The organism is Mesorhizobium sp. L103C119B0, assembly GCF_000502235.1.
Lineage (GTDB): Bacteria > Pseudomonadota > Alphaproteobacteria > Rhizobiales > Rhizobiaceae > Mesorhizobium.
The window spans coordinates 181,763-206,374 of the sequence record NZ_AYXE01000004.1 but is presented as its reverse complement, the minus strand read 5'-3'; the positions used below and the strand labels follow the sequence as shown (position 1 = coordinate 206,374).

Sequence of the window (24,612 nt, the reverse complement as noted above, 5' to 3'; positions counted from 1 at the left end):
CCGAAAGTAGGACGCCAGGTTGCAGCGTTCTGCAACCCAGCGGCGAAGTCATATTCGCCTCAGATTGCAACAAGCCGCCTGATCTTGCCGCGCGGGCCCTTGCGGGAGGCTTACTTCCCAGCCATTTGATCGGCCAGCGCCTGCGCCTGGGCGAGCAGCGCCGGGAAAGCCGGGTCAGCCGGCAGGCGCTGCGCCATGCAGGCCCGGTAGTCGCTGTCGCCCTTGTCCCAGGCGGCGTTGGAGGACTCGAACGCTTTTTCGTCCTTCAGGTCCGATGCCTGGTAGGCCTCCTGGAATTTCTGCGCGGCGGCGTCCGCAGCAGCCCACACGGCGTCGCAGGCGGCGATCTTCGGAACGGCAGGGGCTGCCGGCGCTGCGATAATTCTCACGCTGTTGCCTTTGACGAGCGTAACGATGACTTCCTGCTCATAGATCGGCCCGACGTCCTGCGTCCAGCCGCCGAGCCGTGCGAAGGCGATGTCGGCGCCTTCGGGTTTCTTCAATGGAAAGTCGAGCGTTCCCTCGAAGGCGGCGTCGCTGTTGATCGCCTGGGTATAGAAGGCATCCAGCTTAAGCGCCTCATCGATGCCGGCGGGCAGTTTGAAACTTTCGTCGGTCTCGGCGGTTCTGGACTGGAGCCAGCGCTCCAGCAGCCCTCGCGTCGTTGCCACCAGGCTGGGGCCGTCGTCGCCCTTGGTGTATCGCAGCCCATCGAGCATGCCATAGCCGATATCGGAGTCGCTGAGGCTTTCGATATTGATTGTGCCGGTTGGCGGAAAGTCCTTGACCGCCAGCGGCCCGATAATGCCGGCAAGACGCTGCTGGAGGTCGGCCAGCGCCTTCTCGTTCTCAGCGTCGATGGTCTCGATTGCCGCGTTCGCACTGTTCAGCGCCGCGATATCAGCAATCGCCTTGTCACGCGCGGCCACATAGTCGTCCTCCGGCGAGGCCGTGAAAGCCACGCTGCTCACCAGCGCAAACAGAAACGTCCAGACCCACCGCATGATATAAACCCTGCTCTACGTTCGATTCCAAGGATACATGACAACATTGGGCTGAAAAAAGACGGCGTTGGAGCTGCCCCCTTGAGGAAGGAGATGGCCGGCAGGCCAGAGGCGTCGTTGCGCTTGAAGCGCTGACTCCTTTTGCAGCGCGAGACGACGTTAGCGCTTCACGCGCAACGACCCCCTCTGTCGCCTTCGGCGACATCTCCCCCTCGAGGGGGGAGATTGGCGCCTAATCACGCCTTGCGCTTCTCCACCTCCGCCTTCCTCAGCAGGAAGCGCTGGATCTTGCCGCTTGGGGTCTTCGGCAGTTCCGTGATGAACTCGACCTCGCGCGGGTAGGCGTGCGCCGACAGCCGTTTCTTGACGTGCTGGGCCAGCTCTTCGGCGAGCTCCGAATTGCCCTTGTAAGCCGGCGCCAGGACGACGAAGGCCTTGACGATCTCGGTGCGCTGCGGATCGGGCACGCCGACGACAGCCGCCTCGTTGACCGCCGGATGCTCGATCAGCGCGCTTTCGACGTCGAACGGGCCGATGCGATAGCCGGCCGAAGTGATGACATCGTCGGCGCGGCCGATGAAGGAGACCGAACCGTCCGGCTCGTACTCCACCGTGTCGCCGGTGCGGTAGTAGCCGCCCGTGATCGCTGGCGTCTCGGCTTGGTGATAGCCGTCGAACCAGCGCAGCGGCGACTTCGCGATGTCGACGGCGAGGATGCCGGGCTGGTTGGGGCCGAGCTCGTTGCCGGCCTCGTCCAATACCACCATGCGATATCCGGGCATTGCGAAGCCGGCCGAGCCCACGCGCACGACGTGCGAGAGCCCATGATGGTTGTTGACCATCATGCCGTTCTCGGTCTGGCCGTAATGGTCGTGAATGGGCGCGGCGAGATTTGCGTCGAACCAGCGGATGACTTCCGGGTTGAGCGGCTCGCCGGCGCTGCTCACCACGCGCAGTCTGCCTTTGACACGGGCCGCAGCTTCCGCGCCTTCCGCCATCAGCAGGCGATAGGCGGTCGGCGAGCCGGCAAGGCTGGTGACGCCGAGCCGCTCGATGATGTCGTAAGTGCTCTTGGCGTTGAAGGCGCCTTCATGGAAGGTCGTGGCGATGCCGAGCTGCAACGGGCCGGTGATGGCGTAATAGAGGCCGTAGGCCCAGCCGGGATCGGCGATATTCCAGAAGATGTCGTCGGGCAGCAAGCCGATCGCGTCGCGCATATAGGCGCCGAAGGCGAGCAGGGCGCGGAGCGGCACCGGGACGCCCTTGGGCAGGCCGGTCGTTCCCGACGTCGACATCATCATGAACAAGTCGTCGCCCTTGCGCATCACCGGCTGGCAGTCGGGCGAGGCGGTGCCAAGCGCGGCGCGGAAATCGATGTCGCCTGCAGGCAGCACATCGCCATTGCCAAGGATGTTGGCGATTTGCGCTGATGTCTCGACCTCGTCGAGCTTGCCGCGATTGGTCGGGTTGGTCACCACGATCCTGGCGCCGCTATAGCCGAGGCGGTGCTCGATGGCTTTCGGACCGAAGGCGGTGAACAGCGGCTGGTAGACCGCGCCGATGCGCCATGTCCCGAGGATCAGCGCCACCAGTTCGGGGACGCGCGGCAGCATGCCGGCGACGACATCGCCGGCACGGACGCCGGCGGCCTTGAGCACATTGGCGGCGCGCCCCGACATGTCGGCGAGATCGTCGAAGCTGAATTCGCGAAGCTCACCACCGGCCGAGATCGCGCGCAGCGCCAGCCGGTCTTCTCCGGTGTAGCGGCCGCAGCATTCGACATAGGCATTGATGCCGGTCCCAGGGTTGCCATACAACCGCGCGATCTCATCTTCGATGCGAAAGCGCTGAACGGCATCCTCATAGCGCGGCATTTTGCTCATCGCGGTCCTCCCTAAGCGGCGCCCATCTCCCCTTGGAGCGCCTTATCGGTCAGATTGCCTGAAATTGCTGCGCTGGTCGATTACGGCGATAGTCGGGGGATGCGAAGGACCGCAGCGCAGCGACAATCCGCGCCGAGCCACTGCTGTTGACCGAACCATCCATCCGGCCGATAGCACCGCCAGAATTGCCCCGAGGCCCCAATGACCCCAGACTCAACTTTCCATGACTCGGCCACAGCCGACGAAGGACGCGATGCCGACACCGCCTGGCACAACGAAATCCGCGCGGGCGTGCGCCACGTCCGCGATCTCGCCTCGCTGCCGCTGTCACCCGCCGAGCGCGCGGCGGCGCAGGAGGCGGCTACGCGCCACAAGGTGCGTGCCCCAAAAACCTATCTCGACCTGATCGACTGGAACGATCCCGCCGATCCGATCCGCGCCCAGGTCATTCCATCGCCGGATGAGCTGACGGAAACGGAAGGCGAGCTCGACGATCCGATCGCCGACCATGCCTTCAGTCCGGTGCCGCGACTGACGCACCGCCACGCCGACCGCGTGCTGTTGTTTGCGACCTACCAATGCGCGGTCTATTGCCGCTTCTGCTTCCGCAAGGAATCCCTGACCTCGATCGGCCGCGGCTATACGCGAAAAGCGCTCGAAGAGGCTTTTGCCTATATCGAAGGCCATACCGAAATCCGCGAAGTGATCCTGACCGGCGGCGATCCGCTTTCGCTGCCGGACAAGGCGCTGGCCGAAATCCGCACCCGCATCGAGGCGATCGCGCATGTGAGGCTGCTGCGCATCCACACGCGCGTGCCTGTCGTGCTGCCCGCGCGCATCACGCCGGGGCTGGTTCACGCCTTGCAGGGCCGGCTGATGGTCACAATCGTCACCCATTTCAACCATGCGCGGGAGATCACTCCGGCCACCGAATTGGCCTGCCGCGTCATGCGCCAGGCAGGCTTCGTGCTGCTCAATCAGAGCGTCCTGCTCAAGGGCGTCAACGACACGGTCGAGGTGCTGGAGGAACTCTGCCGCGAACTGATGTACCGGCTCGGCGTCAAACCCTATTACCTGCACCATGGCGACCTCGCGCGCGGCATGGCGCACAGGCGCACCACGATTGCGCAGGGACAGGCGCTGGCCGGCGCGCTGCGCGCCCGCCTGTCGGGCATCTGCAATCCGGTCTATGTGCTGGACCTGCCGGAAGGCGGCGGCAAGGTGCCGCTCGGGCCATGCCATGTCGAGGGGCGGGAAGGGCAGGATTGGCGCATCCGCGGCCAGGATGGCGAGGTAAGGGTATATCGGGACGTGGTGGTGTAGGCACGGCGCAGCGGCGCCAATGATCGCCGCCGTCACATTGTCGATCGGGATGACCGATCGCACCGAACTATCGCCACGACGCGTTCGCCTGCATTCCGTATGTTGACATAAAGATATCCTTATGTGATAGTTGTCGCCTCAAGGATAAAAAATGTCGCAGAATTCTGCATCGCTGGACGCATTGTTCGGCCCCGTCGCGGCCAGACCCGATGGGTCCGAAGTGCTTGCGGCGCTGACGGCAGCGGCACGCGAGCGCATCCTCATCCTCGACGGCGCCATGGGCACGCAAATCCAGGGTCTCGGCTTCGACGAAGAGCATTTCCGCGGCGAGGCTTTCGCGGGCTGCGCCTGCCACCAGCAGGGCAACAACGACCTCTTGATCCTCACGCAGCCGAAGGCGATCGAGGAGATCCATTATCAATACGCCATCGCTGGCGCCGATATCCTCGAGACCAACACCTTCTCCTCGACCTCGATCGCCCAGGCGGACTACGGCATGGAGGATGCCGTCTACGCGCTGAACCGCGACGGCGCGCGGCTGGTGCGTCGGGCAGCGGCGAGGGCACAGCAGGAGGACGGCAAGCGGCGCTTCGTCGCCGGCGCGCTCGGGCCGACCAACCGCACCGCCTCGATGTCGCCCGACGTCAACAATCCAGGCTACCGCGCCGTCACCTTCGACGAATTGCGCCTGGCCTATGGCGAGCAGCTGCGCGGCCTGATCGACGGCGGCGCCGACATCATTCTCATTGAAACCATCTTCGACACGCTGAACGCCAAGGCGGCAATCTTCGCCTGCAACGAGTTATTCATCGAAAAGGGCTTGCACCTGCCGGTGATGATTTCCGGCACCATCACCGATCTCTCCGGCCGCACCCTGTCGGGCCAGACGCCGACCGCCTTCTGGCATTCGGTGCGCCATGCGAGCCCCTTCACCATCGGCCTCAACTGCGCGCTCGGCGCCAATGCGATGCGCGCGCATCTGGCCGAAATTTCAGGCGCCGCCGACACCTTCGTCTGCGCGTATCCGAATGCCGGCCTGCCCAATGAATTCGGCCGCTATGACGAGAGCCCGGACTTCATGGCCGCGCAGATCGAGGATTTTGCGCGGGAAGGGCTGGTCAATGTCGTCGGCGGCTGCTGTGGCTCGACGCCGGACCACATCCGCGCCATCGCCGAGGCTGTCAAGAAATATCCGCCACGCGCCATCCCCGAGGTCGAGCGCAAGATGCGCCTGTCTGGGCTGGAGCCGTTCACGCTGACTGATGAGATTCCCTTCGTCAATGTCGGCGAACGCACCAACGTCACCGGCTCGGCCAAGTTCCGAAAGCTGATCACGGCGGGCGACTATGTCCCGGCGCTCGACGTGGCGCGCGACCAGGTCGCCAATGGCGCACAGATCATCGACATCAACATGGATGAAGGCCTGATCGATTCGAAAAAGGCGATGGTCGAGTTCCTCAATTTGATCGCCGCCGAACCCGACATCGCCCGTGTTCCGGTGATGGTCGACTCCTCGAAATGGGAGATCATCGAGGCCGGGCTGAAATGCGTGCAGGGCAAGCCACTGGTCAACTCCATCTCGATGAAGGAAGGCGAGGAAGCCTTTCTGCATCATGCGAAGCTGGTGCGCGCCTACGGCGCGGCGGTGGTCGTCATGGCCTTCGACGAGGCCGGTCAGGCCGACACCAAGGCGCGCAAGGTCGAGATCTGCACCCGCGCCTACAATCTGCTCACCGAACAGGCCGGTTTCCCGCCCGAAGACATCGTCTTCGACCCCAATGTCTTCGCGGTCGCCACCGGCATCGAGGAGCACGACAATTACGGCGTCGACTTCATCGAGGCCGCCGGCGAGATCACCGCCACGCTGCCGCATGTGCATATCTCGGGCGGCGTCTCGAACCTGTCCTTCTCCTTCCGCGGCAACGAGCCGGTGCGCGAGGCGATGCACGCGGTGTTCCTCTACCATGCCATCCAGCGCGGCATGGATATGGGCATCGTCAATGCCGGCCAGCTTGCCGTCTACGACACGATCGAACCGGGACTGCGCGAGGCTTGCGAGGACGTCGTGCTCAACCGCGCGCCCAGGGCCGGCGGCACCGCCACCGAACGCATGCTGGAGATCGCCGAGCGCTTCAAGGGCACCGCCGGCAAGGAAGCCAGGGAGCGCGATCTCGCCTGGCGCGACTGGACGGTCGAGCGGCGGATTTCGCATGCGCTGGTCAACGGCATCACCGAATTCATCGACGCCGACACCGAAGAGGCGCGGCTTGCGGCCGAGCGGCCTCTGCATGTCATCGAAGGCCCGCTGATGGCCGGCATGAATGTCGTCGGCGATCTGTTCGGCGCTGGAAAGATGTTTCTGCCGCAAGTGGTGAAGTCGGCGCGCGTGATGAAGCAGGCGGTGGCCGGATTGCTGCCGCACATGGAGGCCGAAAAACTGGCCAACGCCGCCAATGGCATCGACAATGGCGAGCGCCAGACAGCGGGAAAAATCCTGATGGCGACTGTAAAGGGCGATGTCCACGACATCGGCAAGAACATCGTCGGCGTCGTTCTGGCCTGCAACAATTACGAGATCATCGATCTCGGCGTCATGGTGCCGGCGGCGAAGATCCTGCAGACGGCTCGCGAGCAAAATGTCGACATCATCGGCCTGTCCGGCCTGATCACCCCGTCGCTGGACGAGATGGTGCACATGGCCGCCGAGATGGAGCGTGAAGGGTTTGACATTCCGCTGCTGATCGGCGGCGCCACGACCAGCCGCGTGCACACGGCGGTGAAGATCCACCCGCGCTATTCCAAGGGACAGACGGTCTATGTCAATGACGCCAGCCGCGCCGTCGGCGTCGTGTCATCCTTGCTGTCGAACGAGACCAAGGGCGGCTACGTCGACACAGTGCGGGCCGAGTACAAAAAGGTCGCCGACGCGCATGCCCGCTCCGAGGCCGACAAGCAGCGGCTGCCGCTGGCCAAGGCCAGGGCCAATGCGCACAAGGTCGACTGGTCGACCTATGAGCCGCCGAAGCCGTCCTTCACCGGCGTCAAGGTTTTCGGCAACTGGGACCTGACGGAGCTCGCGCGCTACATCGACTGGACGCCGTTCTTCCAGACTTGGGAACTAAAGGGGCGTTACCCCAAGATCCTCGACGACGAGAAGCAGGGAGCCGCCGCGCGCCAGCTTTTCGAGGATGCGCAGGCGATGCTGACAAAAATCATCGCGGAAAAATGGTTCGCGCCGCGCGGCGTCATCGGCTTCTGGCCGTCCAATGCCGTCGGCGACGACATCAGGCTGTTCACGGATGAGGCGCGCTCGCAGGAGCTTGCCACTTTCTTCACGCTGCGCCAGCAGCTGATCAAGCGCGACAGCAAGGCCAATGTCGCGCTGTCGGATTTCGTCGCACCGGCCGACAGCGGCAAGCCGGACTATATCGGCGGCTTCATCGTCACCGCGGGGATCGAGGAGGTGGCGATCGCCGAGCGCTTCGAGCGCGCCAATGACGATTATTCCTCGATCATGGTCAAGGCGCTGGCCGATCGTTTCGCCGAAGCTTTTGCCGAGCGCATGCACGAGAAGGTGCGCAAGGAATTCTGGGGCTATGCATCAGACGAGAAGCTGGCGCCCGACGAACTGATCGGCGAGCCTTATCGCGGCATCCGCCCCGCGCCCGGCTATCCCGCGCAGCCCGATCATACCGAGAAGGCGACCTTGTTCCGGCTGCTCGACGGCGAGCGCAATGCCGGCGTCAGCCTGACCGAGAGCTATGCGATGTGGCCGGGCTCCTCGGTCTCCGGCATCTATCTCGCCCATCCCGAAAGCTATTATTTCGGCGTCGCCAAAGTCGAGCGCGACCAGGTCGAGGACTATGCCCGCCGCAAAGCCATGCCGCTGGCCGATGTCGAGCGCTGGCTCGGCCCGATCCTCAACTATGTCCCTCAGCACTATGCCGAGGCGGCGGAATAGCGGCTGCGACGTGGCCCAATGGCTGCTCGACCGCTCCCTTGATTTTTCACCGTCGAAAAAAATCGCGCCGCACCCGGTTCTCGGCGAGCTGCCGGTTGTCGGTCGGTCAGACTTAGGTCCCTCGAGCCTGCTTTTCTGGAACAAGCCGTGATGTCCCGCATTTTATTGGCAGGGACACAAGGAGTGTCGAGTGAAAGCGATTTTGGGACTGGTCGGCGGCTTCGTGCTGACCCTTGCGGTGTTCGGCAGCGGGCTGGTTTTCGCAGCCTGGCTGCTTGCCGCCAAGCCAGCGCGGGAGGCAAGGCCGACCGTCAGCGTGGCGGAACTGTGGACCCGGAAAGCGCGGCCGGTGGACAAGACGGCGCAGGACTTCGAACGTGTGCCGCCCGAGCAGTCCGCGCCTGCCGACATCGCCGCCAAGGAGCCAGCCCAGGACCCGGCCAGGCAGCAGCCCGATCCCACCGTCACCGGCGCCATCGCGCGGACCGAACTGCCGCCGCCGCATCTCGCCTGGTGCGCCAGCCGATACCGCTCCTACGATCCCGAGGACAACAGCTACATGTCCTATAGCGGACAGCAGCGCACCTGCGTATCGCCCTATCTCGCCGCCGACCGCGCCGCGCCGCGAGAGGCAAGCTATGTCGAGGGCGCGGGCGCCTACGCGGCCGCCGGCGGCGAACCGGGCCATGTCGCCTCCTGCTTCAGCCGCTATCGCTCCTACCGTCCGGAAGACAACAGCTACCAGCCATATTCCGGCGGGCCGAGACGGCAATGCGAGTAGCCAGCGCGAAGGGCGCCGCGAACGATTGCGACCGCGCGATTTCTGGGGTCGTTCGGATCGTCCTCAAAGCCCAGGGGAGGAACCACCATGGAAGACGACCGGCATCACAAGATACAGCAGCGCGCCTACCAGATCTGGGAGCGCGAAGGCACTGGTGACCCCGAACACCACTGGCACCGGGCCGAGGCCGAAATCGACCGCGAGGCGGCGCTGCCGCTGACCGCCGACGACGCCCTGCCGCGCGAGATCGCCAGCACCGACGTCCTGACCGTCGAGGAACTCGCCGTGCGCACCGGCATATCGGGCGACGAGGCACAGGAGCTGATCGACAGGCTGGGGACAGATCGCGCGGCGATTGAGCAGGCTGCGCGGGGGATGGAGGGCAAGCGGAAGTCCTGACCACAGAGACCGAGTTGGTCCTCAAACTCAAGGGGGGAGAGCGCCGCTCTTACGCAACCGCAACATAACAGTAAATCTATCGACTTCCCCGGTGGATAAATATCAAGTGATTTTCTTGATTGCAGTGCGTCTCTGTGTTCTGCTTTTTGATTTTTGCATGCCTAGGGCGTCAAATATGTCTTGACAGTATCCCTCATCAATCTCCGAGAAATCGTTTCGATTAATAAAATCTATTATCTCTGAGTCAGTACAAAAACCCTTAATAGTGAACGCAATTCTAGCAACAGCCGGTCTAAAGTCGATAGAAACGTCTCGATCGTCAATTTTTGAAGAAATGTAAGCCCGTAGCATTGAGCGTTGATCATCGCTCAGGATTATATCGCATGCACCTCGCGGGACACCTTCCAAATCTACCACAGATAGCCTAATCCCATCGTCGAATATCCGTTTGTCAAAAAATCTTTCGATAAGAAGAGCAAGCGTTCTGTTGTCAGGAATCGGCTTTCCTCGCTTAAGGTTAGTTTGAAGATAGCGCCAGAAACCCCAAGCCCAGCTTGCAGCCGTTTGAATTGGAGGACGTTCGTCAAACATTGCATTCTCAACAATTTCATAAATTCGCCGGGATCCCGCCAAAGCACTCTTCTCGCGATATAGCCAAAATGATCCTGGTATACTTAGGATCGCTCGCGACAAGGCTTTAGTGTCGCCGCCCAATGTACGAGTAATCATGGAACTTTCACAATCGTTACCAGTCCAGAACCCGGGCGGTTCCGCATATGCCTCTAGCAATGCTACGGTATTCCGCAAGAAAGCAAGCGGTTTGCCAGAGTTCTCGATGTAGAGTTCCAATGCCGCCGACCGCAAGTCTGGTCCATATGGACCCCGGCTTAGCGCTTGCCAGTTGTCATTTGTACGACAACCACTTGCGAAGAATGCCACGAGGCGAACCGCCTTACTGAGTATGCTTGGCGGGAAAATCGCTTCTTCAACCATGGACTGCGCAAGTCGCCCAACGGCCGGGGGAAGTCGCGCATCTGCACGAAGCCAATCGCCTTCGTGAGGTTCCTTTTGAAGAAATTCCTGTTTTTCCGCCTCGGCCACGGTGACTAGGGCTGCCAGCAGGGAGCCCGCCTGATTGCGGGCAAGCATAGCGGCCATGGGAATAACCTCTTTCCACTCGTCGGCCACCAAGTTTTCTTGCAGCGCTGATAGCGGTAATTCAGCTTGTTCGCCGGATAAAATGTAACCTTCCACAGCCGCCACAGCAGCCAAATATTCCTGAAATGTTAGGTGGCGAAACTGATAGAATGGTACCGTTTTACCATCTTCGCTAGTGTGTCCGCCCTCAAGCATAAGGCTAGATCGGAGTTCAACGCGCATTAGGAAGTCATGTGGGCTATCTTTGGCATAGCGGTCAACCATGGGGATTTTGACTCGCGCTGCCTCCAATATCCTTAGGATTTCTTGCTCGGTTGCGGTTTGCTTTCCTTGGCGGAGAAGTTCAAAAGCCAGGCAAGCTAATTGCGGTACCGCTTCCTTGATGTTGAGAGCTTCATGACCTTTGATATTCCATGTATCAAGAAGCACTTCGATGGCTCGATCATATAAGCTAACTCGGTCAGGTGGCAGTCGCCCTGCGCCATGCTTTACGACCAACAGCATAGTAAGAAGCAAGGGATTCTCCGCGAGCCGGCGGAGCGAGTCGCTCTTTATTAAGGTAGTCGCAACTGCGCGCCCCTCTGCGGTTGCCTCGGGGCTGCCACCACTCATTAATCGATGCCAGTGCCCACACAAAGCTGTTATTGCCGGCTCATTCAAAGGAGCTATTTTGAACTTCATACAAAACCGAACCAGGCAGGGAGCTACAAGGTCGAACCCGGCTTCTCGACTCGTCACCATCAGGCGAATTTTGGGGTAGCTGTCTAAGAATTTTTCTAGGTTCTCTACAAATATCGACCGGTCGGCGTCATCATGAATTTCATCAAGGCCGTCAACTAACAGCAGTACGTTGCCAGATTTAAGTGGCTTTTTCAGAGCGTCGGCGAGCCCTTCAAGATTTGGCTCGCCGGTGATCGCGGCAATGTTACTCAATAAAGTAGGAATCGGTTTTCGAATGTGTTCCTTCCATTCGCGACAACGGATCATTATAGGCAGGAGGTCAACATCAGGTAATTTGTCTGAGCTTGACTGCCTCCGAATTGGATTGGCGTAGGCGACAGCCAATCTTTTTAGAAGCAAGGTTTTGCCGCCTCCCGGAAGTGCTAGAAGCGCGATCTTCGTTGTTTTTTCAAAAGCGCTTGCAAATGCGACGGGGGCCGCATGCTTGACACGCCACTGCTCCAACTTAGCTTCCCGATTCGAGTCAGTCAGCGGAATGTTGGGTGGGAATTGGAGTACTTCCAGTGGTACGAATAGCTTTTCGAGATCAAACTTCCGTTGCGCAGTGTCCATGTCTGCGCGCATGCCCTCAATCGTCATCTCGCCGCAGTCACGTAGAAGAAAGCTGCGATAGGCCTCGATTACTCGTGCATCACGGCCGGCAACCGCCTTTTCCCTGCTGGCCGGCGTCGTCGGTGAACGGCGTGTCGGGAAGCAGTTGAGAAGGAAGCCGGGAAGGTTCGAGTGTTCGCGGCCATAACTCAATGGTTCAACAAACCCACGCCATGCCGGATCTACCAGCCGCTTCTTCACCTCATCTTCGCGCACCAGAGCGTAATGCTGCAAAGAATTCGCGCCGATATTCTTACGAAGCCAGCTTATCAAAGATGAAAAATTTGGATCCATGAAGGTGTCGCCGCATCCGATGAATAAGAGTCTGTTAAGAGAACTTAGAGATCGCTGAATTAATAGTCTCGTTTCGTCGGTCAAAGTTGTATGATAGTCTCGGATTCCGAAGACGCAGCCGCTTGGATTCGTCCAAACTCCATGCAGATGCAGAATCCCTTCGCGCTCTTTGCGCGCCCAAGCCATCAGACCTTCGGTGTCAGCGAAATCAATCGGGCTTAAACCAGTGCAATTTTCCGCTAAGGTGTCATAGTTTAAAGTGGCTATCGCAATCTTCTGCGCTTCAATTGCACGTAGCGCGTTCTGCATCCCAACAGATTCAGGCTTCCACCCGTCGAACACACTACGCATCCAGCGCGCATAGTCCATGCCATTAGGGGCTTCCATTTTTCGCCCGACAAATTCGGCGGTGCCCAACAAGTCGTCAATGTCGTCAGAGTCAAGCGCGCTCATATTGCGGACATGTTGAACGTCGTTGATTAGGCCTCGATCATGGCCGTACTCTAGCCCGGAACGCACAAGGCCAGTCCAAGAAAGTGCTTTTCTCGATTTTGGCGTCAGTGCCATGCTGGACCCTGCGCCCAAAATTACCACCAATCGGCCAGCAGATGCTGACCGTCCGATTTCCTCTATGCTCAACGAATTCCCCCTGTGTGCTTGTGCGCCTACCTGGATAGCATTCTCATCAGATGCCATTATTGTGCGGTAAGCGAACAATTATCCAAGTGATGATCAATCTCGAGCGGCATGTCAAGAACGATGCTGAAATGAACGAACTATCGTGAATCTAACGTGCCAAAGGTCTACAGTCGAACAGCGAGTTGCGTTGACGGCAGGTGGAGATGACGGAATGTTAGTGTGTTCGCGACCTAAATAATCTAGTTCTACCGCCTCTAAGTGTTTAGCGCTCCACAGTGCCCCTTAAGAATAGCGATCTCGGCCTCGTGGTCGCCTCCCGACATGGATGCAACCGGCACGCCGATCAGGAAGACGCCGAGCGCATCGCCAGGTGCCGCTTTGTTCTGCTGGTCCGATATGACGGCGAGGCGCTGTCTGTCAGCCGGGGTGCACGGGCCGGAATTCGGAACGCCGGCTATCTTGTCGGACGGCGTGGCGCATGCTGCGATGCAAGCCAACAGCGATAGTGTCAAACACTGCGTTCATAATTCCCCCAAATAAAACCCGTCCCACGCCAACATTACGCGGCGCATGGCGATGCGCAAGTATTTAACGCTCGGCAATACATGATTATTTTCAACAATCTGCGCCGACACTTGTCGCGCCGCGGTCGTCGCGATTGCAGCTTGCCCTACCGCCGGCGTGTCGATTAGCGCCTTTGCAAGGGAGGCAGGGATGCCTGGCACGGGTTGTCAGGAAAGGCGCTCCCAAAGCCCGCGAATAGCCCCTCCCATTAACCTTTCATTAACCATACCACGGCTAGCGTTTACCTCTCAGTAAGGAATCGCCCGCCGTGACCTTTGCCGCTCCCCTCGAGGCCAAGTCCATTCGCTTTCGCGCCCGCTCCTTCGTGGCTTTCACGCTGACGCCGGAGGCGCCTTTGGACGTTTGGCTGGAGAGCCTCGATCGCTGGGTCGGCAATTCGCCGGGATATTTTGCGGGGCGCCCGGTGGTGCTCGACCTGAACGTGCTCAAGCCCGATGTCGTGGCCATCGAAGCGCTGGTCGATCTTCTCGGCCAGCGCGGCATCCGCATCTATGCCATCGAGCTCGACGGCGGCGCCGAGCTTGGCGCGCATCTGCCGCCGGTGCTGGTCGGCGCCAAGGAGGCGACCACCGACGGTCTGCTGCAGCCCAGCCGCAAGGCGGGCAGGGCGGAGGACGCCACTGCAGGAAGCGACATAAAGGCGGCCGGTGACATCAAGGCAGAGGCCGGCGATTTGAAGGCAGGGGAGTTGAAACCGGCGGGCGATGCAAAGCCGTCGCATGACGCCAAAATCGCCGCACCCGACGCCGGCACGTTGATGATCCGCTCGCCGATCCGTTCAGGGCAGCTGATCTTCCACCCGCATGGCGATGTCATCGTGCTGGGCTCCGTCGCCTCCGGCTCCGAGATCGTCGCCACCGGGTCGATCCACGTCTATGGCACACTGCGCGGCCGCGCTTCGGCAGGCGCGCAGGGCAACACGGCGGCGCGTGTCTTCTGCCGCAGGAACGAAGCCGAACTTCTCTCGGTGGATGGCTGGTATTGCACCGCCGAGGAGATGGACCCGTCAGTCCGGGGCAAGCCTGTGCAGGCATTTCTCGACAACGGCATGCTGCGCATCGCCCCTTTCAGCTAATGCGTCTCGCCCGACAACGACATAACGAACAACAACGGAGGCTTTATTGATGGGCAAGGTAGTGGTGGTCACCTCGGGCAAGGGGGGCGTCGGCAAGACGACCTCTACCGCGGCTCTGGGGGCGGCGGTCGCCAAGACCGGCAAGAAGGTGGCGCTGGTCGATTTCGATGTCGGCCTGCGCAACCTCGATTTGATCATGGGCGCCGAACGCCGCGTGGTGTTCGACCTCGTCAACGTCATCCAGGGCTCGGCAAAGCTGTCGCAGGCGCTGATCCGCGACAAGCGGGTGGAGACTTTGTTCCTGTTGCCGGCCTCGCAGACGCGCGACAAGGATGCGCTGACCGAGGAGGGCGTGGCCGAGGTCATCGGCAAGCTGCGCTCGGTGTTCGACTATGTCTTCTGCGACAGCCCGGCCGGTATCGAGCGCGGCGCGCAGCTTGCCATGCGCTTTGCCGACGAGGCGGTCATCGTCACCAATCCGGAAGTGTCGTCGGTGCGCGATTCCGACCGCATCATCGGCCTGCTCGATTCCCGCACCTTGCGCGCCGAGGAGGGCGAGCAGATCGCCAAGCATGTGCTGGTCACGCGCTACGATGCGGGACGCGCCGCGCGCGGTGAAATGCTGTCGATCGACGATGTGCTGGAAATCCTGTCGGTGCCGCTGCTGGGCATCATTCCGGAAAGCCAGGATGTGCTGCGCGCCTCCAACCTCGGTTCGCCGGTGACGCTGTCGGAGCCGCTGAACGCCGCCGCCAAGGCTTACATCGACGCGGCCAAGCGCCTCGAGGGCGAACAGCTGCCGGTCATCGTGCCCTTCGAGCGCAAGGGCTTCCTCGATCGTCTTTTGGGAAGGAGGGCGGCATGAACCTGCTCGACATCTTCAAGCGGCGCACCAGCGCGCCGGTGGCGCGCGAACGGCTGCAAGTGCTTCTCGCCTATGAGCGCCGCAACCGCAGCCAGCCCNCCAGCCCGATCTCGTCTCCATCCTGCGCGAGGAGATCATGGCGGTGATCGCCAAGCATGTGCAGATCGACCAGGACTATCTGCAAGTCTCGATGGACCGCGGCGAGACCATGTCGACGCTGGAGATCGACATCCAGATCCCCAACAAGAGCGCAGTGCCGCTGGCCATGGCCGGGTGAGATTGAAGCTGCTGATCTCCCCCCTTGTGGGGGAGATGGCCGGCAGGCCAGAGGGGGGNCCCCCCTCTGTCCTGCCGGACATCTCCCCCACGAGGGGGGAGATTGCGCTCCTCGCGCTCGCCTGCGCCAAGCACCCCCGCCCGGACCTACGGTCCGACCTCCCCACAAGGGGGAGGTAGGGGGCCAGCGCCTCTCCCCAAAACATTCAACCAACTAGTTGACTATCTAAAATCTCGCCTCTATATTCAACTACATGGTTGAATTAGAGACGCCCCAGATGGACCAGGTTTTTCACGCCCTTGGCGACGCCACGCGCCGGAACATGCTTAACCACCTCGCCGGCGGCGAGCGTACGGTGAGCGAGTTGGCTCAACCCTTTGCCATGTCGCTGGCCGCCGCCTCCAAGCACATCAAGGCGCTGGAGCATGCCGGGCTGATCCGGCGCGAAGTGCGCGGCCGCACCCATGTCTGCCGCCTCGAGGCCCGCCCGCTGGCCACCGCCTATCAGTGGCTCGGCCAATACGCGCGTTTCTGGAACAGCCGCCTCGATGTCCTCGAACAGCTTTTGCGCGAGGAGGCGGGGCGCAAAACGTCGACAACGCAGACAATGCCGGCACCGGCAAATCCAGAACCATCCAAGCCGGAATCACCCAGGCCAACACCTTCCAAGGGAGACGACCGATGAATCAGATGAACAGCTTCGACGGCTACGCCCAGCTGATCCAGCCGGCCACTTTGAGGATCGAACGGCTTTTGCCCGGAACCAGGGAGCGCGTCTGGGAATATCTGACGCAGAGCGATCTGCGCTGCAAATGGCTGGCGGCCGGCGACATGGAGATGGAGGAAGGCTCTTCCTTCGAGCTGGTCTGGCGCAATGACGAACTGACCGACCCGCCCGGCGACAGGCCGGCCAGCTTCAGTGGCGGCGAGCAGCGGATGCACAACCAGATTGTCGAGTGCGATCCGCCGCGCAAGCTCACCATCACCTGGAACGGCAGCGGCAATGTCACCTTCGAATTGGCGCAGCGCGGCGACGACGTTCTGCTCACCCTGGTCCACCGCCGCCTGCCAGACCGCTCGAGCCTGATGATGCATGCCGCAGGCTGGCACGTGCATCTCGACCTCCTGGTTGCCCGCGTGGCGGCCGAGAAGCCCGAACCGTTCTGGGACAGCTTTAGCCGTATCGTGGCGGAATACGACCGGCGCCTGCCGGCCTGACCTGACCTGACGCATCGCCCGGTCCAACCGGGCACCATCGATCCCTTGCGCCGGATGCCGGCGCAGGGGCCGGCGAAACACGCGCCTTCGCCAGACACCGCGGCGCGCCAGCGGAAATGAAACCAGGCAACGTGCTTGCATCCCGCAAGCCCGAAGGAGGAAGTCATGCGTAAATTGATCACCGGAATGAAGATCTCCATCGACGGCAAGATCGAAGGCCCCGAAGGCTTTGCCGACTGGGTCGACAACTGGTCGGAGGAATACGGCCTGATGCCTGAGATCGACGCCTGCCTGCTCGGCGGCGTCATGTATGCCGGTTATGAGCGCTACTGGAGCGCGATCCAACAGAACGAGCCGGACCAGCCATTGCCGATGACCGGCAGGCTGGTCGACCCGGCCGAACTCGAATGGGCGCGCTTTGCCGCGAAAACCCCGCACTATGTGCTGTCGAACACCATGACTTCGGCCGCCTGGGCCTCGACGCGCTTCCTGCGCAGCCTCGACGACATCGCGGCGCTGAAGCGCGAGCCCGGCAAGGACATCTATCTCATGGGCGGCGCCCGCATCACCGCCAGCCTGATCCAGGCGGGGCTAGTGGATGAAATGCGGCTCATCGTCTACCCGCTGCTCGCCGGCGACGGCAAGGCGCTGTTCGGCATGGTGCACGCCCGGCACAGACTGGAACTGCGCAAGGCCGAGGCGCTTTCGGATGGACGTGTGAGCCTGGTGTATGGGCTGGCGAGCTAGCTTCTTTTCCTCTCCCCCGAGGAAGGGCGCAAGCTTATGCGAGCTGGCATTTTCCTCTCCCTCCGGAGGGGGGAGGGGTGGCGCCGCGAAGCCGCGACGGAGTGGGGGAAGGCGCTCATGAAACCCACGGTCGCCGCAAGACAGGAGCGACGGAAGCGAGGCGAAACGCCTGCAGGCAGGCAATCGGGCGGATGTGATGGACGGTCGACCCCACTCCGTCGAGCTTTGCTCGACACCTCTCCCCCGATCGACGGGGGAGAGGAAGGGCGTCGGCGTTCGCCTCCCACCCTTGCCCTATCAACAGCCCGCTCGTGCCACACGACAGCCAGGCCCTTTATCCCTATCTCCAGCCTGCGCTACGGCCTGCTGGTCGCGCGGGGAGGGACTGGAATTGACGTCGACGCCGATTGCCTCAGCTGAAGCGAAGGCCTTGCCGATCGGCGCGTTGCTTGGCGCCATGGTGTCGATCCAGATCGGTGCCACCTTCGCCAAGGGCCTGTTTCCGCTGATCGGCGCCAATGGCACCACGGCGCTGCGGCTGGTCGTGGGCGCGCTGATGCTGGCGGCGGTGCTGAGGCCGTGGCGGGTGCGGCCGTCGCGCGCCGTGCTGCCCTGGCTCATCGCCTACGGCGTCAACCTCGCGGCGCTGAACCTTTTGTTTTACGCAGCGCTCGCCAGAATCCCGCTCGGCGTCGCGGTGGCGCTCGAATTCTCCGGCCCGCTGCTTGTGGCGACGCTGTCGTCGCGGCGCGCCACCGACTTCGTCTGGGTGGTCCTGGCCGTTTCCGGCATATTGCTGTTGTCGCCCTTCATCCACTCCGGCAGTGCACTCGACCCGCTCGGCGTGATGCTGGCGCTGGCAGCCGGCTGCTGCTGGGCGCTCTACATCGTCTTTGCGCAAAAGGCGGGCGCCGAGCTCGGCAGCCAGACCACGGCTTACGGGCTGGTCATAGCCGCTGCCGTCGCCCTGCCGTTCGGCCTCGCCGAGGCGGGTACCGGCCTGATCGCACCCGCGATCCTGGTCAGCGCGCTGCTGGTCGGGCTGTTCTCCAGCGCCTTGCCGTTCTGGCTGGAGATGGTGGCGCTGACCCGGATGCCGGCCAGGCTCTACGGCACGCTGACTTGTCTGGAGCCGGCGCTGGGCGCGCTGGCCGGCTTCCTGTTCCTGCACGAGATCCTGAGCCCGTTGCAATGCGCGGGCATCGCCGCCGTGGTCGTCGCCGCCTTCGGAGCCGCGCTGACCACCAAGCCGCCGGTGCCATCGCCGGAATAGGTGCCTGGGTATGTGACGCCGATGCCGTGGTCCGCCGGTCCCGTGTCCGGTTGCTCAAGCGCCTGCAGCATCGATATATGGATCGATGTATGTGCAGGAGATCCAGATGCCGACAGCATTGCTTGAGCCGTCCGTGATCAAGGCAATACTCCTTGTCGGGTTCGCCGCTGTCGTTGCGGCTTTGGCCTGGCGGCTGGCGCGGTCTCGTCGCAGAGCCCGGCTTCGTGAAGATCCGGCCAACGACTACGCCGTGCGCCGCGACTGGTCGGGCAACCACGGCAAGCTCAATCATTCGTCCTTTGTCTATTTCGATGCCGATCGCGACGGCCGCTACGGGCTCGGCGACCGCCCGATGGCTGGCATCATGGTCAGACTGCATGATGGCGACGGCCGCTTCGTCGCCGCGGCGCGGAGCAATCGCGGCGGCTTTGCCAATTTCCTGGCGTCGACGAAACGTCGGGCCGCGCTCATCCATGTGCCGGGCAGCTACCGCTTCACCGTGTCGGTTCCGCCCGGCTGGTGCTCCAGCAGCGCCAACGAGGTCCAGTCGCAGCACCTCCGGCCGCTGCCGGGCTCGCCCACCGGGCTGGCCTCGGAAGCAATGCTGCAGCCGGTCGGCCTGTTTGCGATACGCCGGCTCAGCGGCCGCGTAGCGGACGGTGCTTCGGCGAGCATCTCGGTGATGGCGAAAGGGCAAGAGGTGGCGGTGCATCCGCTAAGTGCTGGGGCTGGCTTCCGTCTCGATCTGCCCGATGACGCCGACGCGATCGAAGTCACCGGCGATGGCATGGAACGACGACTGGCCTTGTCCGCCTACCCGACCGAGCTCGGCCTGCTGTCGCCCGAGAACGCGGCTGTCGACAGCGCCGCGTCCTTGCAGGCCATCGGTTTCGACGATGTCACGACGCGCGGCCTGCGCAAGGTGCCGTCCGGTTATGCCGGGTTGACCTGGTTCAACCTGAACGCACTGGCGCGCGATCATACCGAAGGCAGCGAAGGCTACGTCAACGGCAATATCTCGGGAGACCATGTCTGCTATACGAGCAGCGGACACCCGGCCGAATTCTCGAGCGACAAACCGTTCGGGTTCCATTCCGTGATGCTGACAGCGGCATGGTTGAAGTCCGAAGGCGAAACCGCACTGGTCGAGAGCTGGCTTGGCGACCGGCTGATCGCCAGCGACACGATCGTCCTATCGGCACTGGCGCCCGTCCACTATGCGCCGATGCTGGCGGCGGTGACGCGCGTACGCCTCTCCACGAGCCACTATTGGCAGCTAGTGCTCGACGATCTGGTGGTTGTGCGCTGAACGGTCCCGCCGCCTGCGGGAGATCATGCTCCGGAAACGATCAAGCCGCCCGACTCTGCCAGGAGGATCTCGATCTACCGGGGAACGAGTTTAGCCCGGAATAGGAGCAGAAGCGCCGTTCGCGGTGATCTGCGAGAGCTTGCCCTTTTTTACCAGCACTGGCTTGGAATAGGTCTTCCTCATTTTCCACTCTCCACGTCGGGCACCCAAAGCCCCGTTCCCGGCCAGACGGCACGAGGCGTCGGATAATCGGGCCGCTAGACGGCGACCGGCCCGGAGCCGTTACCATTGTCGGCTGTAACCTGCGAGAGCTTGCCCTTCTTGACCAGCACCGGCTTCGAATAGGTCTTCTTCATGCCGCATCTCCAGTGTCAGGCGAGGCCGCCAGATCAGGCGACAGTCCGACTCAACGACTTCACTCGATCGGGCCGGAACCCGCTCCATTGGCGAGCGCCGTAACCTGCGAAAGCTTGCCTTTTTTGACCAGAACAGGCTTCGAATAGGTTTTCTTCATAGTGAATCCTCCAAGCTTACGCGATAATGCCAGACGGATCGGCACTGTCAACCTTCGCGGCGCCGTCGTCCCGCCCCGGGTTTTCTCGGTCCCGATGCACTAACTGCAAGTCCACCTTCATCGACAAAGCGTTGTTCTTGGGCGTGCATGGCGTGGCCGGGTTGCGGTGCGAAAAATGTCCGAAACTGCGGCGGGTCTGGCCTGGTTGGTCGGCCTGCTCAAACAGAGCGGCAATGCAGCGCGGACTGGCCCAGCCTAAACATTGGCCTCGCCGTCGCGCCGCACTCACAGTTCCTTTTCCGCCAGTTCGCGGAAGGCATCGGGAACCGAGCGCCGGGCTTCCAGCGCCACGGCGCCGTAGCCGACAGCCTCTCTGCCAAAGCGCTGGCGGATCTTGTCGATGGCGCGGTCGGCGCCAAAGCGCGCCAGGCCTTGCCTGCTGCCGGGTCGCTGCTTTTCATCGGCAAGCCCGAGCGGCAGCTCCAGCTGCAGCTCGGCACTTTCTTCCAGCTGCGACACCGAGATCGCCAGTAGCGAGATGGTCTTCTCCCGAGGGTTGGCGGCCAGCACGCCGCGCACCAGCTCCCCGGCCATNCGAGATCGCCAGTAGCGAGATGGTCTTCTCCCGAGGGTTGGCGGCCAGCACGCCGCGCACCAGCTCCCCGGCCATTTCGGCCAGCATCGCGGTTGCCGAAATCGGCTGATCGAGCGTCAGCGAGCGTGTGACAGCGTGCAGATCGGCGAAACGCACGCGCACCGTCACCGTGCGTCCGGGCCGTGATTTCGCCCTGAGCCGGCTGGCGACCCGGTCTGCCAGATGCAGCAGGACGGGTCCGAAGATACGCGCCTCGGCCGGCCGTCTGCCAAGCGCCGACTGCGCGCCGGCGGAATGCGACGGCCTGTGGGTTTCGAGCTTTCGCGGGTCGCGGTTCCATGCCAGCGACGCCAGCTTTTCGCCGGCGGCGGGCCCGAGCAACCTTCGCAGCGCCCCGCTATGCGTCTTTGCCAACTGGCCGATGGTCTCGATGCCGATCTCGGCCAGCCGCGCCTTGGTCGCCGGGCCGACGCCCCACATCAGGCCGACCGGCAGATCATGCAGGAAGGCAAGTTCGGTGTTCGGATCGACCACCACTAGGCCGTCGGGCTTGGCCACCTGCGAGGCGATCTTGGCCAGATGCTTGGTGCGCGCCACGCCGATCGAGATCGGCAGGCCGAGCTCTGCCCGGACGCGCCGACGCACCGTGGCGGCGATCTCGGCCGGCGGTCCGAACAGATGCGTGCAGCCGGCCACATCGGCAAAGGCTTCATCGATGGAAATCCGCTCGACCAGCGGCGTGAAATCGTCGAGCACCTTGATGGCGGCGTCGCCCAGCCGCTGATAGTCGGCGAAATGGCCGCCGACGAAGATCAGTCCGGGGCAAAGCTCGCGCGCGCGTCGTCCGGGCATGCCGCCGCGCACGCCGAAAGCCCTGGCTTCGTAGGAAGCGGCAAGCACGACGCCGCCGCCGACGGCGATCGGCTTGCCCCTGAGCGCCGGGTCGAGCAGCTGCTCGACCGAGGCGTAGAAGGCGTCGAGATCCGCATGCAGGATGGTGGGCTCCATCCCGACCGTTCCCTTTGCGGCGTTGCAGCATTAGCCGCGTCTGTTGTGAGAGGCGTTTTTGCCGAACAAATAGAGAACAAACAGGGCCTATTGTCAAGCGAAGCGGTTGTCGCCGGCCGGCCCGTTCCAGGTCGGGCTGTCGAGTGCTCCGCCTGGGCATCGGACCTGCGGAACATTGTCTCTCGCCTCGGCGTTCATATCCGCGACGGGACGCTGTTTTTGTGGAGGCCGGTATGGGCCAGTTCGAGATGATCGACCTCGTCAGCGTCATTGACGCCTGCACGAGCGATCGCGTTGCCGGGCACTGCGTGTCAATGGCCAGGGCGGTGGAGGAGTTGCGAGTGCTGACCGGTGATTTCGTATCGCCGGACGAGACGGTGGCCAACGCGCTGTCGGCAGTGGCGCTGGGGCGCGGCTGCGCGGTGGTTTTCGACGAGCGAGCGGGCGCCGACATCTTGCTGACGCCGTAGCGGGGCGGCGCCGGGTTGTGGCAGCCAGAAAAGTCGAACAGCGTGCAAAAAGCTGTGCAGGCATGGCCCATAAGCGCGGCGTGGAAAATTTCTGGGCGTGGGTGTATTCTCCAGGACGCAAGCGGTCGCAGACCGCATAGGGGGAGAAATGACATGCCGAGGATTTCGGAACTCTTTTTCAAAACTGCCATCTTGTTCCTGATGTTGGGGATTGCGGCCGGCCTGCAGATGGCGATCTCGGGCGACCACGCCGCTTTTCCGGCGCACGCGCATATCAATCTGCTCGGTTGGGTGACGAGCGCCATCTTCGGCGGCTACTACGCGCTCAATCCGCAAAAGGCGGCGCGTCGCGTCGCCATGATCCACTACGGGCTCTACACTCTCGGCTTGGTGATCATGCTGCCGGCGCTGTACGTGATGCTGCAGGGAAACCCGGCGCTTGAACCGATCGTCGCCGGCGGCTCGCTCATTATCGCCGCTGCCGTTCTGGTTTTTGCTTTCGTGGTGTTTTCGCCCGAAACGGCGCGCTCGGTGTCCGGCGTGGTTCCGGCCTCTCGCTGACTGTTCGCGCGCGGCGATCAAAGTCCGACCCGCATTCGCGACCCGCGACACGGGTTGGCCAGGCCGATGGCCGCAGCCGCTGGCTGCGGTGTCTATCGCCGCGTCGGCGCTTAACATACCCGAGTCCCACCACGTATTATTTCGTGACTATTTGGCGCCGGAACCTTCCCAGATATCGCGCGTTGCGGCGACTGTATTCGCGCTGCCTTATATATAGGCAGACTTGAGTACGTCCACAGCATGGGTTGGGGGAGGAGCAGGCCACCATGTCGAAAAGAGAAATCGGAACGTCGGCCTCACTGGGCCGACGCATCGCCGATCTGAAAGCCAGGATGCGAGACGCCAGCGTTACTGAACACGAGATGCAGACCTTCCAGAAGGTCGCAGCCATCATGGGAGGTGTCGAAGGCTCCCTACGCCTCGACGCCGACGACCTGATCGCGGCGTCCTTCGTCACCGAGGCGCTCGGCGATCCCGGGTCGAATTGAAGGTCAGAGCCCGTCGGCACTCAAGTGCCGGCGGTCGATGGCCCGGTTCGCAGCGCCGCGATGCCGGAGCGTGTCTGCACCGCCCGCGGCGGGGATTTCTTGCGCACTTTGAAGATTTCAGGCGAGCGGCCTCGACGGCGCTTGAAATATTGGGCTTCGCGTTCGTGCTTCTCGGCTGCTTCTCGGCTGTCGAAGGTGCCGAGATTGTCGCCGTCCAGCCCTTGACCACAAGGGCTAAGCCAAACCGCCAAGGCGCCTTAAACGAAGGATCCGGCCAGCCGGATCCTTCGAAATATCGCGATGCTCCGGCATCGCCTTCAGCTCATACTTGGTCCAACTGGTGACGGCGTGGACGTCCCGGGAAACCTCTCGAAAGTCCGCGGTCGCTGCCTTACACGTCGTCGAACGGGCCGCCGCGCCTCGCCAGGTCGTGACCAATGGCGGCTTCCTCGGCGTCGTCGGGCAAGGCATCGTCACTGTCTTGGTAGGGGTTGTCGTCATCCTCCTCGGGCAGTTCGCCTTCCTTCTCGACACCGGTGGTGTCCGGCAGGCTTTCCTCATCTGCTCCGTCGGGCAGGACCGTTGCGCCACGCAGCGCATCCCAATCCTGCCGACCCGGCGTCGGCGCTTCCACTTCATCATTGGCGATCCTGTCGCGGGCATCGTTTTTGCTCGGTGGCGCCTCGACCTCGTCATTGGGTTTTCTGTTTCGTTCCATGATTGCCTCCTCTGGGCGGCTTAGCGTCGAGAAGGTGGAACTCACTTCCGGCTGCCAGGTTCCAGCAACCACTCCAGCTTCAGTGGAACCAATTGCCGCCAGTCTGCTTTGCCAAGGACTAGTCTGCTTTGCCAA

At 62.4% G+C, this 24,612-nt stretch carries 22 protein-coding genes and 3 pseudogenes; 15 read left to right on the top strand and 10 right to left on the bottom strand.

The window, feature by feature from the left end:
- Positions 1-110: 110 nt before the first annotated feature.
- Both X728_RS157790 and X728_RS157795 read right to left on the bottom strand, forming a co-directional pair.
- Positions 111-1,004, bottom strand: coding sequence for a hypothetical protein (locus X728_RS157790; RefSeq protein ID WP_023827697.1), 894 nt, complete (start codon positions 1,002-1,004; stop codon positions 111-113).
- Between the two features lie 236 nt (positions 1,005-1,240).
- On the bottom strand, positions 1,241-2,887 hold the full coding sequence (locus tag X728_RS157795) for an acyl-CoA synthetase (RefSeq protein ID WP_023711869.1): 1,647 nt from the start codon (positions 2,885-2,887) through the stop codon (positions 1,241-1,243).
- Positions 2,888-3,088: 201 nt separating this feature from the next.
- On the opposite strand from X728_RS157795, the gene X728_RS157800 reads away from it, so the two are divergent.
- From X728_RS157800 to X728_RS157815, 4 genes are all read left to right on the top strand, one after another.
- Positions 3,089-4,210 (top strand): KamA family radical SAM protein, encoded by a 1,122-nt coding sequence (locus tag X728_RS157800; protein WP_023831098.1) that lies wholly within the window; start codon positions 3,089-3,091, stop codon positions 4,208-4,210.
- 151 nt (positions 4,211-4,361) lie between these two features.
- A complete protein-coding gene (gene metH / locus X728_RS157805) occupies positions 4,362-8,171 on the top strand; it encodes a methionine synthase (protein ID WP_023831097.1) in 3,810 nt (1,269 codons plus the stop codon).
- Between the two features lie 190 nt (positions 8,172-8,361).
- Positions 8,362-8,952, top strand: a complete 591-nt coding sequence (locus X728_RS157810; protein ID WP_023831096.1) for a BA14K family protein — start codon at positions 8,362-8,364, stop codon at positions 8,950-8,952.
- An 87-nt stretch (positions 8,953-9,039) separates the two neighbouring features.
- The gene (locus tag X728_RS157815) at positions 9,040-9,351 is read left to right on the top strand and encodes a DUF2934 domain-containing protein (RefSeq protein ID WP_023831095.1); all 312 of its coding nucleotides are present in this window, start codon (positions 9,040-9,042) and stop codon (positions 9,349-9,351) included.
- 102 nt (positions 9,352-9,453) lie between these two features.
- On the opposite strand, the gene X728_RS0134700 is transcribed toward X728_RS157815, so the two are convergent.
- Positions 9,454-12,702 carry an SIR2 family protein gene (locus X728_RS0134700; RefSeq protein ID WP_196815064.1) on the bottom strand — a complete coding sequence of 1,083 codons (3,249 nt, stop codon included), beginning with the start codon at positions 12,700-12,702 and terminating at the stop codon, positions 9,454-9,456.
- A gap of 904 nt (positions 12,703-13,606) precedes the next feature.
- On the opposite strand from X728_RS0134700, the gene minC reads away from it, so the two are divergent.
- The 8 genes and pseudogenes from minC to X728_RS157850 all read left to right on the top strand — a co-directional run bounded on the left by minC (position 13,607) and on the right by X728_RS157850 (position 20,123).
- Positions 13,607-14,434 carry a septum site-determining protein MinC gene (minC, locus tag X728_RS157825; protein WP_023831092.1) on the top strand — a complete coding sequence of 276 codons (828 nt, stop codon included), beginning with the start codon at positions 13,607-13,609 and terminating at the stop codon, positions 14,432-14,434.
- A 49-nt stretch (positions 14,435-14,483) separates the two neighbouring features.
- Positions 14,484-15,299, top strand: a complete 816-nt coding sequence (gene minD / locus X728_RS157830; RefSeq protein WP_023670342.1) for a septum site-determining protein MinD — start codon at positions 14,484-14,486, stop codon at positions 15,297-15,299.
- A pseudogene (minE, locus tag X728_RS01000000166545) lies at positions 15,296-15,576 on the top strand (cell division topological specificity factor MinE). The gene minD and the pseudogene minE overlap by 4 nt, the downstream one beginning before the upstream one ends.
- A gap of 253 nt (positions 15,577-15,829) precedes the next feature.
- The gene (locus X728_RS21125) at positions 15,830-16,261 is read left to right on the top strand and encodes a metalloregulator ArsR/SmtB family transcription factor (RefSeq protein WP_023743859.1); all 432 of its coding nucleotides are present in this window, start codon (positions 15,830-15,832) and stop codon (positions 16,259-16,261) included.
- Positions 16,258-16,794 carry an SRPBCC family protein gene (locus tag X728_RS157835; protein ID WP_023743860.1) on the top strand — a complete coding sequence of 179 codons (537 nt, stop codon included), beginning with the start codon at positions 16,258-16,260 and terminating at the stop codon, positions 16,792-16,794. Before X728_RS21125 ends, X728_RS157835 begins: the two co-directional genes overlap by 4 nt.
- A 165-nt stretch (positions 16,795-16,959) precedes the next feature.
- Complete coding sequence (locus tag X728_RS157840) at positions 16,960-17,541, top strand: dihydrofolate reductase family protein (RefSeq protein ID WP_031195160.1); 582 nt, start codon at positions 16,960-16,962, stop codon at positions 17,539-17,541.
- Positions 17,542-17,932: 391 nt separating this feature from the next.
- Positions 17,933-18,814, top strand: coding sequence for a DMT family transporter (locus X728_RS157845; protein WP_023831089.1), 882 nt, complete (start codon positions 17,933-17,935; stop codon positions 18,812-18,814).
- 106 nt (positions 18,815-18,920) lie between these two features.
- Positions 18,921-20,123, top strand: coding sequence for a hypothetical protein (locus tag X728_RS157850; RefSeq protein ID WP_023831088.1), 1,203 nt, complete (start codon positions 18,921-18,923; stop codon positions 20,121-20,123).
- 90 nt (positions 20,124-20,213) lie between these two features.
- Here X728_RS157850 and X728_RS1000000170225 read toward each other — a convergent pair whose 3' ends face one another.
- From X728_RS1000000170225 to dinB, 4 genes and pseudogenes are all read right to left on the bottom strand, one after another.
- Entirely contained in the window at positions 20,214-20,306 is a 93-nt protein-coding gene (locus X728_RS1000000170225) for a hypothetical protein (protein WP_023689018.1), read from the bottom strand.
- A gap of 74 nt (positions 20,307-20,380) precedes the next feature.
- The gene (locus X728_RS1000000168575) at positions 20,381-20,479 is read right to left on the bottom strand and encodes a hypothetical protein (protein ID WP_023684816.1); all 99 of its coding nucleotides are present in this window, start codon (positions 20,477-20,479) and stop codon (positions 20,381-20,383) included.
- A gap of 59 nt (positions 20,480-20,538) precedes the next feature.
- Positions 20,539-20,637, bottom strand: coding sequence for a hypothetical protein (locus tag X728_RS1000000168570; protein WP_023670351.1), 99 nt, complete (start codon positions 20,635-20,637; stop codon positions 20,539-20,541).
- 285 nt (positions 20,638-20,922) lie between these two features.
- A pseudogene (gene dinB, locus X728_RS0134675) lies at positions 20,923-22,240 on the bottom strand (DNA polymerase IV).
- 233 nt (positions 22,241-22,473) lie between these two features.
- Here dinB and X728_RS157855 point away from each other — a divergent pair.
- The 3 genes from X728_RS157855 to X728_RS157865 all read left to right on the top strand — a co-directional run bounded on the left by X728_RS157855 (position 22,474) and on the right by X728_RS157865 (position 23,759).
- Positions 22,474-22,710 carry a hypothetical protein gene (locus tag X728_RS157855; protein ID WP_023670353.1) on the top strand — a complete coding sequence of 79 codons (237 nt, stop codon included), beginning with the start codon at positions 22,474-22,476 and terminating at the stop codon, positions 22,708-22,710.
- A 153-nt stretch (positions 22,711-22,863) separates the two neighbouring features.
- Positions 22,864-23,271, top strand: coding sequence for a hypothetical protein (locus X728_RS157860; RefSeq protein WP_023695509.1), 408 nt, complete (start codon positions 22,864-22,866; stop codon positions 23,269-23,271).
- Between the two features lie 266 nt (positions 23,272-23,537).
- Complete coding sequence (locus X728_RS157865) at positions 23,538-23,759, top strand: hypothetical protein (protein WP_023693867.1); 222 nt, start codon at positions 23,538-23,540, stop codon at positions 23,757-23,759.
- 20 nt (positions 23,760-23,779) lie between these two features.
- On the opposite strand, the gene X728_RS1000000170950 is transcribed toward X728_RS157865, so the two are convergent.
- From X728_RS1000000170950 to X728_RS0134665, 3 genes and pseudogenes are all read right to left on the bottom strand, one after another.
- Entirely contained in the window at positions 23,780-24,010 is a 231-nt protein-coding gene (locus X728_RS1000000170950; RefSeq protein WP_023702926.1) for a hypothetical protein, read from the bottom strand.
- A gap of 46 nt (positions 24,011-24,056) precedes the next feature.
- Positions 24,057-24,137, bottom strand: a pseudogene (locus X728_RS1000000172255) (PRC-barrel domain containing protein); the annotation flags it as partial.
- A 13-nt stretch (positions 24,138-24,150) separates the two neighbouring features.
- Positions 24,151-24,477 carry a hypothetical protein gene (locus tag X728_RS0134665; protein WP_023689014.1) on the bottom strand — a complete coding sequence of 109 codons (327 nt, stop codon included), beginning with the start codon at positions 24,475-24,477 and terminating at the stop codon, positions 24,151-24,153.
- Positions 24,478-24,612 lie beyond the last annotated feature (135 nt).

What these genes read in the sequence shown, in the direction of transcription:
- X728_RS157790 (WP_023827697.1), bottom strand. Translation starts at nt 1,004, where the DNA reads ATGCGGTGGGTCTGGACGTTTCTGTTTGCGCTGGTGAGCAGCGTGGCT.
- X728_RS157795 (WP_023711869.1), bottom strand. Translation starts at nt 2,887, where the DNA reads ATGAGCAAAATGCCGCGCTATGAGGATGCCGTTCAGCGCTTTCGCATC.
- X728_RS157800 (WP_023831098.1), top strand. Translation starts at nt 3,089, where the DNA reads ATGACCCCAGACTCAACTTTCCATGACTCGGCCACAGCCGACGAAGGA.
- metH (WP_023831097.1), top strand. Translation starts at nt 4,362, where the DNA reads ATGTCGCAGAATTCTGCATCGCTGGACGCATTGTTCGGCCCCGTCGCG.
- X728_RS157815 (WP_023831095.1), top strand. Translation starts at nt 9,040, where the DNA reads ATGGAAGACGACCGGCATCACAAGATACAGCAGCGCGCCTACCAGATC.
- X728_RS0134700 (WP_196815064.1), bottom strand. Translation starts at nt 12,702, where the DNA reads ATGGCACTGACGCCAAAATCGAGAAAAGCACTTTCTTGGACTGGCCTT.
- minD (WP_023670342.1), top strand. Translation starts at nt 14,484, where the DNA reads ATGGGCAAGGTAGTGGTGGTCACCTCGGGCAAGGGGGGCGTCGGCAAG.
- X728_RS21125 (WP_023743859.1), top strand. Translation starts at nt 15,830, where the DNA reads ATGGTTGAATTAGAGACGCCCCAGATGGACCAGGTTTTTCACGCCCTT.
- X728_RS157835 (WP_023743860.1), top strand. Translation starts at nt 16,258, where the DNA reads ATGAATCAGATGAACAGCTTCGACGGCTACGCCCAGCTGATCCAGCCG.
- X728_RS157840 (WP_031195160.1), top strand. Translation starts at nt 16,960, where the DNA reads ATGCGTAAATTGATCACCGGAATGAAGATCTCCATCGACGGCAAGATC.
- X728_RS157850 (WP_023831088.1), top strand. Translation starts at nt 18,921, where the DNA reads ATGCCGACAGCATTGCTTGAGCCGTCCGTGATCAAGGCAATACTCCTT.
- X728_RS1000000170225 (WP_023689018.1), bottom strand. Translation starts at nt 20,306, where the DNA reads ATGAGGAAGACCTATTCCAAGCCAGTGCTGGTAAAAAAGGGCAAGCTC.
- X728_RS1000000168575 (WP_023684816.1), bottom strand. Translation starts at nt 20,479, where the DNA reads ATGAAGAAGACCTATTCGAAGCCGGTGCTGGTCAAGAAGGGCAAGCTC.
- X728_RS1000000168570 (WP_023670351.1), bottom strand. Translation starts at nt 20,637, where the DNA reads ATGAAGAAAACCTATTCGAAGCCTGTTCTGGTCAAAAAAGGCAAGCTT.
- X728_RS157855 (WP_023670353.1), top strand. Translation starts at nt 22,474, where the DNA reads ATGGGCCAGTTCGAGATGATCGACCTCGTCAGCGTCATTGACGCCTGC.
- X728_RS157860 (WP_023695509.1), top strand. Translation starts at nt 22,864, where the DNA reads ATGCCGAGGATTTCGGAACTCTTTTTCAAAACTGCCATCTTGTTCCTG.
- X728_RS157865 (WP_023693867.1), top strand. Translation starts at nt 23,538, where the DNA reads ATGTCGAAAAGAGAAATCGGAACGTCGGCCTCACTGGGCCGACGCATC.
- X728_RS0134665 (WP_023689014.1), bottom strand. Translation starts at nt 24,477, where the DNA reads ATGGAACGAAACAGAAAACCCAATGACGAGGTCGAGGCGCCACCGAGC.